The organism is Pelagimonas sp. KU-00592-HH (assembly GCF_040369695.1).
Taxonomy (GTDB): domain Bacteria; phylum Pseudomonadota; class Alphaproteobacteria; order Rhodobacterales; family Rhodobacteraceae; genus Shimia.
In genome coordinates, this window is sequence record NZ_BAABWM010000001.1 from 564506 (window position 1) to 578051 (window position 13546).

Here is a 13546-nt window from a genome sequence, read left to right on the forward strand (position 1 = left end):
CAGATTATCCAACAGGAGCACCCCATGACCGAGACCATGATCGCCGTGATCGGCGGCTCAGGCATCTATGACATCGACGGGCTGGAAGACGCCAAGTGGACCGCCATCGACACCCCCTGGGGTGCCCCGTCCGACGAGGTGCTGACCGGCGTTCTGGACGGTGTGAAAATGGCCTTCCTGCCACGCCACGGGCGCGGCCACGTGCACACCCCGACCTCGGTTCCCTACCGTGCCAATATCGCCGCCCTGAAACAGATCGGCGTGACCGACGTGATCTCGATCTCGGCTGTGGGATCGTTCCGCGAACATATGGCGCCGGGCGATTTTGTTGTTGTAGATCAATTCATTGACCGCACCTTCGCGCGCGAGAAATCCTTCTTTGGCCCCGGACTCGTGGCGCATGTCAGCGTGGCTCACCCCACCTGCCCGCGCCTGTCGGATGCATGCGAAACCGCGGCCCGCGACGCCGGGATCACCGTGCATCGTGGCGGCACCTATCTGGCGATGGAAGGGCCGCAGTTCTCGTCGCTGGCCGAGTCGAAGATGTACCGCGAAAGCTGGGGCTGTGACGTGATCGGCATGACCAACATGCCCGAAGCCAAACTCGCCCGCGAAGCCGAGCTGTGCTATGCCTCGGTGGCGATGGTGACGGACTATGACAGCTGGCACCCCGAACACGGCGAAGTGGACGTGGCCGAGATCATCAAGACGCTGATGGGCAATGCCGACAAGGGCCGCAACCTCGTCCGCCGCCTCCCCACCCTCCTCGGCCAGGACCGCGCCCCCTGCGAACACGGCTGCGACCGCGCGCTGGAGTTTGCCATCCTGACCGCGCCGGATGCGCGTGACCCGGCGATGGTCGAAAAACTCTCTGCGATTGCGGGGCGGGTTCTGGGCTGAATTTTCCAGAAATTGTAAGGTTCCAAACGAAAACGGCCCGTGTGAACCACGGGCCGTTTTTCCTTGTTTCAGGGGCTCAGTCCGAGCCATTCTCTTTCATGAAGCCCCTGATAAAGCGCCGAATTTCCCTTGCGGCGCTGGTATCCATATCCTTGCAGAGTTCGACAAAGGCATCGCGTTCCGCCTTGTCCAAACGCAGCACCAGCTGGCTGTCCTTCTTTCCGGCCTTCTTGCCGTCTTTCTTGCCCATGCGTGAACCAACTGTCCCATCGGTATTGAATTATTAGTGAACCGAATGTATATACATAACATATACAAACGATACACTAATTTAGACGAGGCAGTTCAGAAAGGAAATGGAGAAATGAACCTTATTGCCGCGAAAACAATGCTCGTGCGCGATCGCATGGATTGGCACAAACCGCATCTCAACTGGATGTCGAACACGGTTTATCGCTTCCTGCGCCGCCGTAGCCAGTAATCCTGCGCCGATCCGCCCCTTGCGTCGGCGGGCGAAAGTCTTCAAAGGAATACCGTCATTTCCATGAGGGGTTCCGGACATGCGCAAGAGCAACGACGTCAAAGACTATATCCGCACCATCGTGGATTTCCCGCACGAAGGGATCATGTTCCGCGATGTGACCACCCTGTTCGCCGATCCGCGCGGGTTCCGGATGGCGATCGACCAGATGCTGCACCCCTTTGCTGGCGAGCGCATCGACAAGGTGATCGGTCTCGAGGCGCGTGGCTTTATTCTTGGCGGCGCGATTGCCCACCAGCTTTCGGTTGGCTTTGTGCCGATCCGCAAGAAGGGCAAACTGCCCGGCACCACGATTTCGCAGGAATACACGCTGGAATACGGCGAGGCGATCGTGGAAATCCACGACGATGCCATCCAGCCGGGTGAGAAGATCCTGGTTGTCGATGACCTGCTGGCCACTGGCGGCACAGCCGAGGCGGGCATCAAGCTGATCGAACGCCTGGGTGGCGAGATCATCGCCTGTTCCTTCATCATCGACCTGCCGGAACTGGGGGGGCGCAAAAAGCTCGAGGACATGGGGATGAATGTCTCGGTTCTCTGCGAGTTCGAGGGCCTGTAAAGGAAATCGCAAGATTTGCATGTCACCAAGACGGGGCCGTCAGGGAGGCGGCACTGCTTGCATGATCAGATGATCACCGCCCCGCGCCTTTTTCCGGCGCGGGGTGTTTTTCTTTGCTCAGCAAAAACCAGAAGGGTTGTAACAGCCTAGTCGCGCAGCACGGCACCGGGGTTCATGATGCCGTTGGGATCAAGCGCCGCCTTGATGGCGCGCATCGCCGCCACCTTGGTGGGATCGCCATACCGCGCCAGATCGCCGGTCTTGAGACGCCCGACCCCGTGTTCTGCGCTGAACGAGCCGCCGTATTCCTGAACCATGTCATGCACGAGATACTTGATCTCTTCGCGCTTGTTCAGGAACTCGCTGCGGCGGCGTCCACGTGGCGGGAAGACGTTGTAATGCAGGTTGCCATCGCCGAGGTGCCCGAAACAGTTGATCCGGAATTTCCCAAGGCTGGCAAGGCGTTCGCCCGCGCGGGGGATGAATTCGGGGATCACCGACAGGGGCAGCGCGATGTCGTGGCTGCTGATCGAGCCGATCCGTTTGTTGGCGACCGGAATGTGTTCACGCACCGACCAGAAGGCCGCGCGCTGTGCATCGCTCTGGGCGGTGAGGCCATCGGACAGAAGCCCCTCTTCCATGCCGGCAGCAAAGAGCGTTTCTAGGGCGGCATCCGCCCCCTTGGCCATGCCCAGTTCCACCAGCACCATCCACTCAGGCGGTCTCGGGAACGGCAGGCGGATATCCGGCAGGGTTTCGGCGATGAAGTCGAGCCCCTGACGGTGGATGAGTTCAAAGGCGCTGATCGCTTCGCCTGCGTAATCGCGGGCCAGAGCCAGCAGCTTCAAAGCGGCCTCGGGGTCTTTCACCACCATGAGCGCGGTGCCCACCGATGCGGGCCGTGGGGCGAGCTTGAGAGCGGCGGCGGTGATCACGCCCAGCGTACCCTCGGAGCCGACCAGCAGGCCACGCAGGTCATAGCCCGTGTTGTCCTTTCTGAGACGCGACAGGCCGTGCCAGATTTCACCGGTGGGCAGCACCGCCTCGAGACCAAGGCAGAGATCGCGGGTGTTGCCATAGCGCAGGACATTCACACCACCGGCGTTTGTCGCGAGGTTGCCGCCAATGCGGCAGGAGCCCTCGGCCGCGAGGGACAGGGGGAAGAGGCGGTCGACACCCTCGGCGGCGGCTTGAACATCCGACAGGATCGCGCCGGCCTCGGCGACGATGACGTTTTCCAGCGGGTGCACAGCGCGAATGCGGTTCATGCGTTCCAGCGACAGGATCAGCGGCGTGGGGCCGTTTTCCATGACCTGTCCGCCCACCAGACCTGTACCGCCGCCAAACGGCACGACCGGCACCTGCGCAGCGTTGCAGGCGCGCAGGATGGTGGCCACCTCAAGCGTGGTGCGCGGCAGGGCCAGAGTCTCCTTGCCGGAGCCGAAAAAGCGACCTCGGGGCTCTTCGATGTGGTGCGGCTGCGGGGCGCGCAAAGTGCCGTCCGGCAGTTGGGCGCGAAGATGGGCAAGAAGCGGTTCGGAAACGGATTTCAAGGTCATGCGGACACCTCTAGCACGCCTGAGTTTCCCGTCTAGGGGTCGCGTAAAAAGTGTGGAGCCAGAACATGGATCGTCGGTTGTCTCGGGAGGGTTTTGAGCGAGATTTCAAGCGCGGACTGGCCGTTGTTTTCGATGGTGTAGACATCGGACATGCCCGCGAGAAAGGCATCCAGCGTCCAGCCCTCGAACCAGTGCATCGGGATCACCACCCGCGCCTCGACCCGCCGCAGAACGCGCATCATGGTCGGCAGGTCCAGCGTCATGCCACCGTCAACGGCGGCCATCACCACGTCCATCCGCCCTATGGCGGCATATTGCGCGTCACTGGGTTCGTGATGCAGGTGGCCGAGGTGGGCAATGCAAAGCCCCCCGACCTCGAAAACGAAGATCGAATTGCCGTTCTCCTCGACCCCGCCAAAGCGCCGGATATCGGTGGGGACGTTGCGCACGAGCATGGTGCCAAGGTCGAGATGGTGATCCGCCGCATCGCCCAGATCATCCCAGCCCCGCAGGACATGGGGGATCGCCGGATCGGGATGTTCCGTCCAATGGGTGCCGTGGGCGTGGTTCATTGTCACCACGTCCGGCAGAAAGCGCGTGTTGCCGATGAAGCCGGTAAAGTCGGTCACGGCAGAGGTGCCGTCATGGGCCTGAATGAGAAAGGACGCATGGGCGATGTAGCTGATCCGCACGGAATTGCGGGGCAGCGAATCGCGAAACGACGCCTTGTGCAGGTATTCAAGCCCCGGTGCCTGCGCCAGGGCGATGCAATGGCTTGCGCGCCGGGTTTCGGACAGCGCCGGCGTGGCCAGGGTCAGAAGGACAAGAAGCAGGCGAAGCATGGCGATCTCCCTCGTGTTTCAGGGAGAACTATAGCGACAGATCAGGTTTTCAACAAAACCGGATGGATCAGGCCTGACCGACGAGGGTCCGCCCGCGCCGATCATTGCGCAACGCAGCATAGAGAACGTGGGTACGCCAGCGGCCGTTGATCTGGAGATAGCTTTGCGCCACGCCCTCGTACTTGAAGCCGGATTTCTCCAGAACCCCGCGCGAGGCCACGTTTTCCGGCAGGCAGGCGGCCTCGATCCGGCTGAGGTTCAGATGGGTAAAGGCGTGGTGCGAGACGGCCTCGATGGCCTCGCGCATGAACCCCTGGCGAACGAACTGTTCGCCGACCCAATACCCGAGTGTGCCCGATTGCGAAGGCCCGCGGCGGATGTTGTCGAGGGTGATAGCGCCGAGCAGCACCTCGTCGGACCTGCGGGTCAGGAACAGGGGCATCGCGGTGCCGTTGGCCACCGACCGCTGCGCCCAGTAGACGCGGTTGGTAAAGCTCTTGCGGCTGAGGTGATCACTTGCCCAGGCGGGCTCCCAGGGGATCAGAAAATCCGCACTTTCACGGCGCAGGGCTGTCCATTCCCGAAAATCCGAATGCTGCGGCAGACGCAATGTCAGCCGCTCGGTTTCGATTCGAACCTTGCGCCGTCCAAGAAGCATCAGGCCGCGCGCCGCTCTTGCAGGCGTTCCAGCGTGGGCGCATCCGAAACCGGTCCGTAAAGCGCCAGCGCCGGACGGGCCGCAACCGCCATGTGTTCGGCAAACCGGCGCACGTCTTCATCGGTGACCCCATCGATACGCTCAACCGTTTCGGAAAGGTCGGGAATGCGATCCCAGATCGCCAGCATTCGCGCCAGACGCTCTGCGCGGCTCGACGGGCTTTCCAGCCCCATCAACAGGCCAGCCTTCATCTGCGTGCGGGCGCGGGCGATTTCGGCGGCATTCATGCCTTCGGCGGCGCGTTTCAGCTCGTCGATGGTGATCTGGGCGAGATCGGCGACTTGCGCGCCCGAGGTGCCCGCATAGATCGTCGTCATGCCGGTATCGCAATAGGCGCCGGTCTGGGCATAGATCGTGTAGCAGAGACCGCGCTTTTCGCGGACTTCCTGAAACAGGCGCGAAGACATGCCGCCGCCAAGTGCGGTGGAATAGATCTGCGCGGTATAGATTTCCGGATCGCAGTAGTTCGGGCTTTCGAGGCCCAGTGCGAAATGCGCCTGTTCGAGGGCTTTCTCGGTGCGGTATTCGCCGCCAAAGAACTTGGCCGGTTCCAGCACCAGTGCAGAGCCACCCGGCAGATGGCCAAACAGCTCTTCTGCGAATTTCACGATGGCGTCGTGGTCGACATTGCCTGCCGCCGACAGGATCATCCGCTCGGGGCGGTAGTGTTCGGTTACGAACTGCGCGAGGTCTTCGCGGCCAAAGGCGCGGACCCTTTCCTCGGCCCCCAGAATGGTGCGGCCAATCGGCTGGTCGGGATAGGCGCGTTCCTGAAGCCAGTCAAAAATGACATCGTCCGGCGTATCAAGGGCCTGCCCGATTTCCTGAAGGATCACACCGCGCTCGACCTCGATCTCGTTCTGGTCGAACACCGGGTTCAGCACGATGTCGCCAATCACATCCAGCGCAAGCGGCACGTCGTCCTTGAGGACGCGCGCGTAATAGGCGGTCACTTCGCGGCTGGTGTAGGCATTGATATAGCCGCCCACGTCCTCGATGGCCTCGGCAATGTCCAGCGCGCTGCGCTTTTCCGTGCCCTTGAAGGCCATGTGTTCGAGAAAGTGGGCAATTCCGTTCTGGGCGCGACGTTCGTGACGCCCCCCGGCATTGACCCAGATGCCAATGGCCGCCGATTCCAGACCGGGCATATGCTCGGTCACGATACGGAAGCCATTGGAAAGGGTGTGTAGTCTCGTCGTCAACGCGAAGCGATCCGATCCTTGATGAGCGCCTTGAGATGCTCAAGGTCATTGGGCACCTTGGTGACGCGCTCGGGTTTGTCCATCATGTCCTGCATATGCGGCGGAAGGCCGGGACGCTGGCCAATGGCCCCCTCGACGGCATCCGGGAACTTGGCCGGATGGGCCGTGGCAAGGGTGATCATCGGAGCGTCCGACAGGTGTTCGTTGGCGACCTTTACCCCACAAGCGGAGTGAGGGCAAAGGACTTCTCCGGTGTGCGCGAAACCCCACTTGATGGTGTCGACGGTTTCCTCTTCCGAGGTGCGGCCCGAGTCGAAATGGTCGCGCAGTGCCTGCATGGCGCCCTGCGAGATCTTGAAGGAGCCATCCTTCAGTTCTTCCATCAATTGGGAAACGGCCCCGCCGTCGCGGCCATAGGCATCAAACAGCGCGCGCTCGAAGTTGGACGAGACCTGAATGTCCATCGACGGCGAGATCGACGGGGTCACGCCGTCCTTGGTGTAGGCGCTGGTTTCCATCGTGCGGTGCAGGATGTCGTTCTGGTTGGTGGCGATGACCAGACGGTCAATCGGCAGGCCCATCTTTTTGGCGATATAGCCGGCGAAGATGTCGCCAAAGTTGCCGGTGGGTACGGTGAAAGACACCTTGCGATCCGGTGCACCAACCGAAACGGCGGTGGTGAAGTAGTATACCACCTGCGCCAGAACACGCGCCCAGTTGATCGAGTTGACGCCGGCCAGTTTCACACCGTCGCGGAACTCGAAATCGTTGAACATGTCTTTCAGCTTGGCCTGGCAATCGTCGAAATCACCTTCCAGCGCCAGCGCGTGAACATTGGCATCTGCCGGGGTGGTCATCTGCTTGCGCTGGATGTCCGAAACGCGGCCATCAGGGAACAGGATGAAGACATCCACATTGTCGAGCCCGCGGAACGCCTCGATCGCGGCCGAACCGGTATCGCCCGAGGTGGCACCAACGATGGTGACGCGCTCGTTGCGGCGGGCCAGCGAGAACTGGAACAGCTGCCCGATCAGCTGCATGGCGAAGTCTTTGAAGGCCAGCGTGGGGCCGTGGAACAGTTCCATCAGGAAATGGTTCGATCCCAGCTGTACCAGCGGAGCACGTGCATCGTGGCGGAAGCTCGCATAGGCACGGTCGATGATGCCCTTGAACTCATCGTCGGTGAAGGCGTCGCCGATGAAGGGTTTCATGACACGGAAGGCCGCCTCTTCGTAGGGCAGACCGGCAAGGGCGGCGATCTCGTCCTTGGTCATGGTCGGGATGGTTTCGGGCACATACAGCCCCCCATCCCGCGCGAGACCGGTCAGCATGGCCTCTTCGAAAGTCAGTTCGGGGGCGTTGCCGCGGGTTGAGATGTATTTCACTGTCTCAGGCCTTTTTGGTTTTGCGCTGTCGGCGCAGGTAATAGAGGGTCATTGCCACCCAGACAATCGCTAGTCCGTACCATGTGACAATATATTGGAGATGGTCGTTCGGAATCCCGGAACTGTCCACGGGCAAGGGCGTCACAGATGTGTCGTTTTTCGACGTTTCCTTGAGGATTACCAACGTCGGTTCGGTTCCAAGCACGGTGGACATGTAGTCAACGTCCCGTGCGAACCAGATGTTGCCATCCAGATCGTTCTCCGGGGTAAAGCTGTCGATCTCGTCGGGCCAGTGCAGGTTGCCGATCAGGGTCGCCTGTCCCATGTCGCGCGGGGCGGTCTTGTTCTCGGTAGCAACGAAGCCGCGGTCGACCATGATGACGCGGCCATCCTCGGCCTCGAACGAGCCGATGATGCGATAGCCGGGACCGACCTTCTTGACCGACACCAGAACATGCACCTCGTCGCCAAGATACTGGCCGGTCACGGTCACCGGCAGGAAGCGGTCTTTTTCGGGGTCGGGTGTTTCGGGAATGGCCACGGGCGCGTCGGATATGCGGGCGTCGATGGCGGCGAGATAGGCTTCTTTCTCGGCCAAACGGCGCACCTGCCAGTTGCCCAGCGACACGAGGATCGCGGTGCCGACGATACCGAACACGAGAGGCAGGATCAGACGCGACAAGTGAGGCCCTTTCGAAACGAAAATCGCGGAAGGCGATGTGCCCTCCGCGATCAGGTTTATGCGTTTTTTCTCGCGACCTTCAACCGCAAAGGCGCGTGGCGCTTAGCCGCCCCAGATGTAGACAGCGGCGAAGAGGAAGAGCCAGACAACGTCAACGAAGTGCCAGTACCATGCGGCGGCTTCGAAACCGATGTGGTTCTCGCGCGAGAAGTGACCACGCTGCAGGCGGATCAGGCAGACCAGCAGGAAGATGGTGCCGACGATCACGTGGAAGCCGTGGAAACCGGTCGCCATGAAGAAGTTGGCGCCATAGATGTTGCCCGAGAAGCCAAAGGCTGCGTGGCTGTATTCGTAAGCCTGGAAGATGGTAAAGATGATGCCGAGACCGATGGCGATCACGAGACCCCATTTCATGTCTTCACGGTTGTCTTCGTGGGCCAGGGCGTGGTGCGCCCAGGTGGCGGCCATACCCGAGCAGAGCAGGATCAGGGTGTTGATCAGCGGCAGGTGCCAGGGATCAAAGGTTTCGATGCCTGCGGGCGGCCAGACGCCGTCAATTGCGGGCGAACCTTCGGTCATCGGGTACATGGCGTGCTTGAAGAAGCTCCAGAACCATGCGGCGAAGAACATGATCTCCGACATGATGAACAGGATAAAGCCATAGCGCAGGCCAATCTGAACAACCGGAGTGTGGTCAACACCGTTGTTGCCTTCGGCAACCACGTCTGCCCACCAGCCGAACATGACATAGAGCACCAGGGCCAGTCCGACGAAGAACATCCAGGGGGTGTTGTTTTGAATCTGGGGCGAAATCCAGAGGACTGCGCCGAACAGCATGATGAACGCACCGAGCGAGCCCAGTAGGGGCCACAAGGACGGCGGCAGAATGTGGTAGTCGTGGTTCTTAGCGTGCGCCATTATATTTTATCCCTCGTTGGAAGGCTGCTTTAGTTCACTTCGGTTTCGGTTTCCTGCGCAAGAGACGCGGTCTCTTCGGGCAGGTCGATTTCATGGAACGTGTAGGAGAGCGTGATGCTGTGTACGTATTTGGCATCGCGATCCGTCACGATTTCGGGGTCTACGTAGAAAGAGACAGGCATCGAAACCCGTTCGCCGGGTTGCAAAACCTGCTCTTCAAAGCAGAAACAGTCGATCTTGGTAAAGAAGCCGCCCGCCTCGTAGGGGGCGACGTTATAGCTGGCCGAGCCGGCAACAGGGCGGTCGGTCGGGTTGTAGGCCTCGTAAAAGGCCAGGCCGGTTTCCCCGATGCGGATTTCCATCTGGCGTTCGACGGGTTTGAACTCCCACGGGAAGTCACGCTCTTTCGAGGCGTCGAAACGCACCTTGATGGTCTTGTCGAGAATTTCGTCAGACCCGACTTCGGCAACGCCGGTCGCTCCGCCAAATCCGGTGACACGGCAGAACCAGTCGTAGAATGGGACCGACGCCCAGGCCAGGGCACCCATGGTGACAACCACGCCCAGCGTTTGTGTCAGGGTCTTGAGTTTGGGGTCCATCGCCATCAGTTCTGAATCCTTGCCTGCTCGGGTTCGTAATCGCCACGGGTGACCTTAACGACGGTCAGGCCAAAGACGATTGCGATAAAACCCACAAGTGTCAAAGCCAGGCCGACGTTGCGGCCAAAGCGGCGATGGTGGATTTCGTGTTCTACCTTGAAGCTCATCTTACCAGCCTCCCAGACCGTAAGGTGCCAGAGTGGCTTCGGCGAGGATCGCGCCGAAGTGCAGGAACAGGTACAGCAGCGACAGGCCGAAGAACGACTTTTCGCGCTTGTAGTTGTCGGCTTCCGCCACCTCTTCGGTGCGACGCCAGATCGAGATCGCACCCAGGATGAACAGGCCGTTCAACACCAGAGCCGTGGTCAGGTAGATCGGACCGCCAACGCCGGTAAAGGCCATGCCGATGGCAACAACGGCCAACAGGAGGGTGTAGACGAGGATGTGGTTGCGGGTCACGCGGCGACCGTGGGTCACGTGCAGCATGGGCACACCGGCATCCTTGTAGTCCGACTTCATGAACAGGCAGAGCGCCCAGAAGTGCGGCGGGGTCCACATGAAGGTCAGCGTGAACATCAGCACCGATTCAATCGACACGCCACCGGTTGCCACGGCCCAGCCGATCATCGGAGGGAAGGCACCAGCCGCGCCACCGATCACGATGTTCTGCGGGGTCCACCGCTTGAGCCACATGGTGTAGATCACCACGTAGAAGAAGATGGTGAAAGCGAGCAAGAGACCGGCAAAAATGTTGGCGGCCAGCGCCAGCATGATGCAGGAAAACACCGACAGGGTCAGGCCGATGGCAAAGGCTTCGTCACGGGTGACCTTGCCTGCCGGGATCGGACGGCCCTGCGTACGCTTCATGACCGCATCAATATCTGCATCCCACCACATGTTAAGTGCGCCCGATGCGCCACCGCCGACGGCGATGAACAGAATCGAGGCAAATGCAATCATCGGATGTACCGCGTTCGGTGCGGCCAGAAGGCCCACCAGTGCGGTGAACACCACAAGAGACATCACGCGCGGCTTGAGAAGCGCGAAATAGTCACCAAAGCCCGCTTCCTGGGTCTCGGTGTGGGTGTTGATGCTGGCGTCGGTCATGCTCGCTCCTTATGGCCGGGGCACCGGGATGGTGCCCCTACCCGTCTTGTTTTAGTTCGCCGCTGCCAGTTGGACAGCCTGAGGAGCGGTTGCCGGATCACCGGCGTATTCTTCGATCGCGCCTTTCAGCCATGCATCATAGGCTTCCTGGCTGACGACCTTGACGGTGATCGGCATGTAGGCGTGGTCTTTGCCGCAGAGTTCCGAGCACTGACCGAAGTAGATGCCTTCTTTCTCGGCCTTGAACCACAGTTCCGCCAGACGGCCGGGAACCGCGTCCTGCTTTACGCCGAAGGCCGGGATGGTCCAGGAGTGGATCACGTCAGCCGCGGTCACTTGCATCACGACGGTCTTGTTGATCGGCACGACAACCTGGGTATCGGTGGCGAGCAGGTACTCGTCTTCGGCATAGCCGTTTTCGACCAGATCTTCCTTCGCCAGCAGGAAGCTGTCGAATTCGAACTCGTGGTCAACATATTCATAGCCCCAGTACCACTGGTAACCAGTCACCTTGATGGTGATGTCGGCCTCGGGGATTTCCTGCTGCTTGAACAGGACAGGCAGCGAGAAGGCACCGATGAACACCAGAATCAGGATCGGGACGATGGTCCAGGCGATCTCGATCGGAGTGTGGTGGGTGAAGGTCGCCGGGGTCGGGTTGGCGCGACGGTTGTAGCGCACGATGACGATGGCCAGAAGGCCCGCCACGAAAGCGACGATGACGGTGATGATCACGAGAATCATCGTGTCGAGGGATTGCAGGTCACGGGCCAGCTCGGTAGCGGCCGGCTGGAAACCCATCTTGCCGTCGACCGGTTTACCGATGGTTTCAACTTCCTGTGCAAACGCCGGAAGTGCGCTCATGGCTGCCATCAGACCCAGGATTTTCGTTAGAATTCGCATAGTTCACCCTGATAGGTTGCGGTGTAGTGTTCGTGTTGTCCCTTGCAAAAAACCGCCCCGAAGGGCGGAATCCCGCTGTTGTGTTGGTGATTGAAACCATATTCTATCACCCAAATAAAGAAGTCAGCCCGCGTCAAACGGACGCTTTTTTTGACTTAGATCAAATTCCGAAAGGAAAATCCATATGACGCAGATCAAATTTCGCCCTTTTGAGACACTTTTGGACCCGGAGTCCGCGCTTGGTGTCCTGCGGAATGCGACCGGTGGGGCCGAAGACGGTGAACTGTTCCTCGAGAGGCGCCGATCCGAAGCCTTGGTGTTCGATGACGGACGCCTCAAGACGGCCTCTTACGATGCCTCGGAGGGCTTTGGATTGCGGGTCGTGAATGGCGAAGTGTCGGGCTATGCGCATTCGTCCGAAATCTCCGAAGCGGCACTGCGGCGGGCGGCCGAGACGGCCCGCCTTGCAGTAGGTGACGGTGGGGGTGTTCTTGCCGATGGACCAGTCGCCACCAATCGCAAACTTTACACGGATGAAGACCCGATCAGCGGTGCGCCCTTTCCGGTGAAGATCGAAACCCTGCAGGAGATCGACGCCTTTGCCCGCGATCTTGATCCGCGTGTGGTGCAGGTGTCAGCCACCCTCGCCGCCTCGCATCAGGAGATCGTGATTCTGCGTCCTGACGGCCAGATGGTGACCGACGTGCGCCCGATGACCCGCGTCAATGTCTCGGTGATCGTGGAACAGAACGGACGGCGCGAAAGCGGCACCGCCGGTGGTGGTGGCCGTCTCGGGCTGGACGGTCTGATCTCGCCGAAGGACTGGCAGGCCAAGACCCACGAGGCGCTGCGTGTCGCGCTGGTCAACCTCGAGGCCGTTCCCGCGCCAGCAGGTGCAATGGAAGTGGTGCTTGGGCCGGGTTGGCCAGGGATCCTCTTGCACGAGGCCGTCGGCCACGGGCTGGAAGGTGACTTCAACCGCAAGGGCAGTTCGAAGTTCACAGGCCGGATCGGCGAACAGGTTGCCGCGAAGGGGGTGACCGTGGTGGATGATGGCACGATCCCGGATCGGCGCGGCTCGATCACCGTGGATGACGAAGGCACGCCTTCGGGCCGTAACGTACTGATCGAAGACGGTATTCTTGTGGGATACCTGCAAGACCGCCAGAACGCCCGCCTGATGGGGGTCGACCCCACGGGCAACGGCCGTCGCGAGAGCTATGCCCACCCGCCGATGCCGCGCATGACCAACACCTATATGGAAGGCGGAGACGCCAGCCCCGAGGACATTGTCGCCTCGCTGAAAGACGGGATCTATGCTGTGGGCTTTGGCGGTGGTCAGGTGGATATCACTAACGGCAAGTTCGTCTTTTCCTGCACCGAGGCCTACCGCGTCGAGAACGGCAAGGTGGGCGCGCCGGTCAAGGGGGCAACCCTGATCGGGGACGGCACCAGCGCCATGCAAAAGGTCCGCGCGCTTGGCAATGACATGCAGCTTGATCCCGGCATGGGCAACTGTGGCAAGGCCGGACAGTGGGTGCCGGTGGGCGTGGGCCAGCCAACGGTTCTCATGGACGGGCTGACCGTGGGTGGCTCGGCCACCTGAATGTCGGGGGTGAGAAAGAAAGCGC

At 60.8% G+C, this 13546-nt stretch carries 15 protein-coding genes; 3 read left to right on the forward strand and 12 right to left on the reverse strand.

Going from position 1 to position 13546, the window contains the following annotated elements:
• Window positions 1-24: 24 nt before the first annotated feature.
• Window positions 25-900 carry an S-methyl-5'-thioadenosine phosphorylase gene (locus ABWV42_RS02900; RefSeq protein WP_255105100.1) on the forward strand — a complete coding sequence of 292 codons (876 nt, stop codon included), beginning with the start codon at window positions 25-27 and terminating at the stop codon, window positions 898-900.
• A 76-nt stretch (window positions 901-976) separates the two neighbouring features.
• Here the strand turns inward: ABWV42_RS02900 and ABWV42_RS02905 are convergent, their stop codons facing one another.
• The gene (locus ABWV42_RS02905) at window positions 977-1150 is read right to left on the reverse strand and encodes a hypothetical protein (protein ID WP_353338822.1); all 174 of its coding nucleotides are present in this window, start codon (window positions 1148-1150) and stop codon (window positions 977-979) included.
• Between the two features lie 310 nt (window positions 1151-1460).
• Here ABWV42_RS02905 and ABWV42_RS02910 point away from each other — a divergent pair, with 310 nt between their 5' ends.
• Window positions 1461-2000, forward strand: a complete 540-nt coding sequence (locus ABWV42_RS02910) for an adenine phosphoribosyltransferase (RefSeq protein ID WP_255105096.1) — start codon at window positions 1461-1463, stop codon at window positions 1998-2000.
• Between the two features lie 146 nt (window positions 2001-2146).
• On the opposite strand, the gene ABWV42_RS02915 is transcribed toward ABWV42_RS02910, so the two are convergent.
• From ABWV42_RS02915 to coxB, 11 genes are all read right to left on the reverse strand, one after another.
• Window positions 2147-3559 (reverse strand): FAD-binding oxidoreductase, encoded by a 1413-nt coding sequence (locus tag ABWV42_RS02915; protein ID WP_353338823.1) that lies wholly within the window; start codon window positions 3557-3559, stop codon window positions 2147-2149.
• A gap of 32 nt (window positions 3560-3591) precedes the next feature.
• Window positions 3592-4401 (reverse strand): MBL fold metallo-hydrolase, encoded by an 810-nt coding sequence (locus ABWV42_RS02920; protein ID WP_353338824.1) that lies wholly within the window; start codon window positions 4399-4401, stop codon window positions 3592-3594.
• 67 nt (window positions 4402-4468) lie between these two features.
• Window positions 4469-5059: a GNAT family N-acetyltransferase gene (locus tag ABWV42_RS02925; RefSeq protein ID WP_255105090.1), complete on the reverse strand. Its 591-nt coding sequence runs from the start codon at window positions 5057-5059 to the stop codon at window positions 4469-4471.
• The gene (locus ABWV42_RS02930; protein ID WP_353338825.1) at window positions 5059-6321 is read right to left on the reverse strand and encodes a M16 family metallopeptidase; all 1263 of its coding nucleotides are present in this window, start codon (window positions 6319-6321) and stop codon (window positions 5059-5061) included. The genes ABWV42_RS02925 and ABWV42_RS02930 overlap by 1 nt, the downstream gene beginning before the upstream one ends.
• Window positions 6318-7706 (reverse strand): threonine synthase, encoded by a 1389-nt coding sequence (gene thrC / locus ABWV42_RS02935; RefSeq protein ID WP_353338826.1) that lies wholly within the window; start codon window positions 7704-7706, stop codon window positions 6318-6320. Before thrC ends, ABWV42_RS02930 begins: the two co-directional genes overlap by 4 nt.
• 4 nt (window positions 7707-7710) lie before the next feature.
• Window positions 7711-8388 (reverse strand): SURF1 family protein, encoded by a 678-nt coding sequence (locus ABWV42_RS02940; RefSeq protein WP_255105083.1) that lies wholly within the window; start codon window positions 8386-8388, stop codon window positions 7711-7713.
• Between the two features lie 102 nt (window positions 8389-8490).
• Entirely contained in the window at window positions 8491-9306 is an 816-nt protein-coding gene (locus ABWV42_RS02945; protein WP_255105081.1) for a cytochrome c oxidase subunit 3, read from the reverse strand.
• Window positions 9307-9335: 29 nt separating this feature from the next.
• Complete coding sequence (locus ABWV42_RS02950) at window positions 9336-9911, reverse strand: cytochrome c oxidase assembly protein (RefSeq protein ID WP_255105079.1); 576 nt, start codon at window positions 9909-9911, stop codon at window positions 9336-9338.
• Window positions 9911-10072, reverse strand: a complete 162-nt coding sequence (locus ABWV42_RS02955; protein WP_255105076.1) for a cytochrome c oxidase system small membrane protein — start codon at window positions 10070-10072, stop codon at window positions 9911-9913. The genes ABWV42_RS02950 and ABWV42_RS02955 overlap by 1 nt, the downstream gene beginning before the upstream one ends.
• Before the next feature lies 1 nt (window position 10073).
• Window positions 10074-11012 carry a heme o synthase gene (cyoE, locus tag ABWV42_RS02960; protein WP_255105074.1) on the reverse strand — a complete coding sequence of 313 codons (939 nt, stop codon included), beginning with the start codon at window positions 11010-11012 and terminating at the stop codon, window positions 10074-10076.
• 51 nt (window positions 11013-11063) lie between these two features.
• Window positions 11064-11915 carry a cytochrome c oxidase subunit II gene (gene coxB / locus ABWV42_RS02965; protein ID WP_255105072.1) on the reverse strand — a complete coding sequence of 284 codons (852 nt, stop codon included), beginning with the start codon at window positions 11913-11915 and terminating at the stop codon, window positions 11064-11066.
• Window positions 11916-12099: 184 nt separating this feature from the next.
• On the opposite strand from coxB, the gene tldD reads away from it, so the two are divergent.
• Window positions 12100-13521 (forward strand): metalloprotease TldD, encoded by a 1422-nt coding sequence (gene tldD, locus ABWV42_RS02970; RefSeq protein WP_255105069.1) that lies wholly within the window; start codon window positions 12100-12102, stop codon window positions 13519-13521.
• Window positions 13522-13546: the final 25 nt, after the last annotated feature.

Coding starts and splice junctions, on each gene's coding strand:
- ABWV42_RS02900 (WP_255105100.1), top strand. CDS start 25: ATGACCGAGACCATGATCGCCGTGATCGGCGGCTCAGGCATCTATGAC.
- ABWV42_RS02905 (WP_353338822.1), bottom strand. CDS start 1,150: ATGGGCAAGAAAGACGGCAAGAAGGCCGGAAAGAAGGACAGCCAGCTG.
- ABWV42_RS02910 (WP_255105096.1), top strand. CDS start 1,461: ATGCGCAAGAGCAACGACGTCAAAGACTATATCCGCACCATCGTGGAT.
- ABWV42_RS02915 (WP_353338823.1), bottom strand. CDS start 3,559: ATGACCTTGAAATCCGTTTCCGAACCGCTTCTTGCCCATCTTCGCGCC.
- ABWV42_RS02920 (WP_353338824.1), bottom strand. CDS start 4,401: ATGCTTCGCCTGCTTCTTGTCCTTCTGACCCTGGCCACGCCGGCGCTG.
- ABWV42_RS02925 (WP_255105090.1), bottom strand. CDS start 5,059: ATGCTTCTTGGACGGCGCAAGGTTCGAATCGAAACCGAGCGGCTGACA.
- ABWV42_RS02945 (WP_255105081.1), bottom strand. CDS start 9,306: ATGGCGCACGCTAAGAACCACGACTACCACATTCTGCCGCCGTCCTTG.
- ABWV42_RS02950 (WP_255105079.1), bottom strand. CDS start 9,911: ATGGCGATGGACCCCAAACTCAAGACCCTGACACAAACGCTGGGCGTG.
- ABWV42_RS02955 (WP_255105076.1), bottom strand. CDS start 10,072: ATGAGCTTCAAGGTAGAACACGAAATCCACCATCGCCGCTTTGGCCGC.
- cyoE (WP_255105074.1), bottom strand. CDS start 11,012: ATGACCGACGCCAGCATCAACACCCACACCGAGACCCAGGAAGCGGGC.
- coxB (WP_255105072.1), bottom strand. CDS start 11,915: ATGCGAATTCTAACGAAAATCCTGGGTCTGATGGCAGCCATGAGCGCA.
- tldD (WP_255105069.1), top strand. CDS start 12,100: ATGACGCAGATCAAATTTCGCCCTTTTGAGACACTTTTGGACCCGGAG.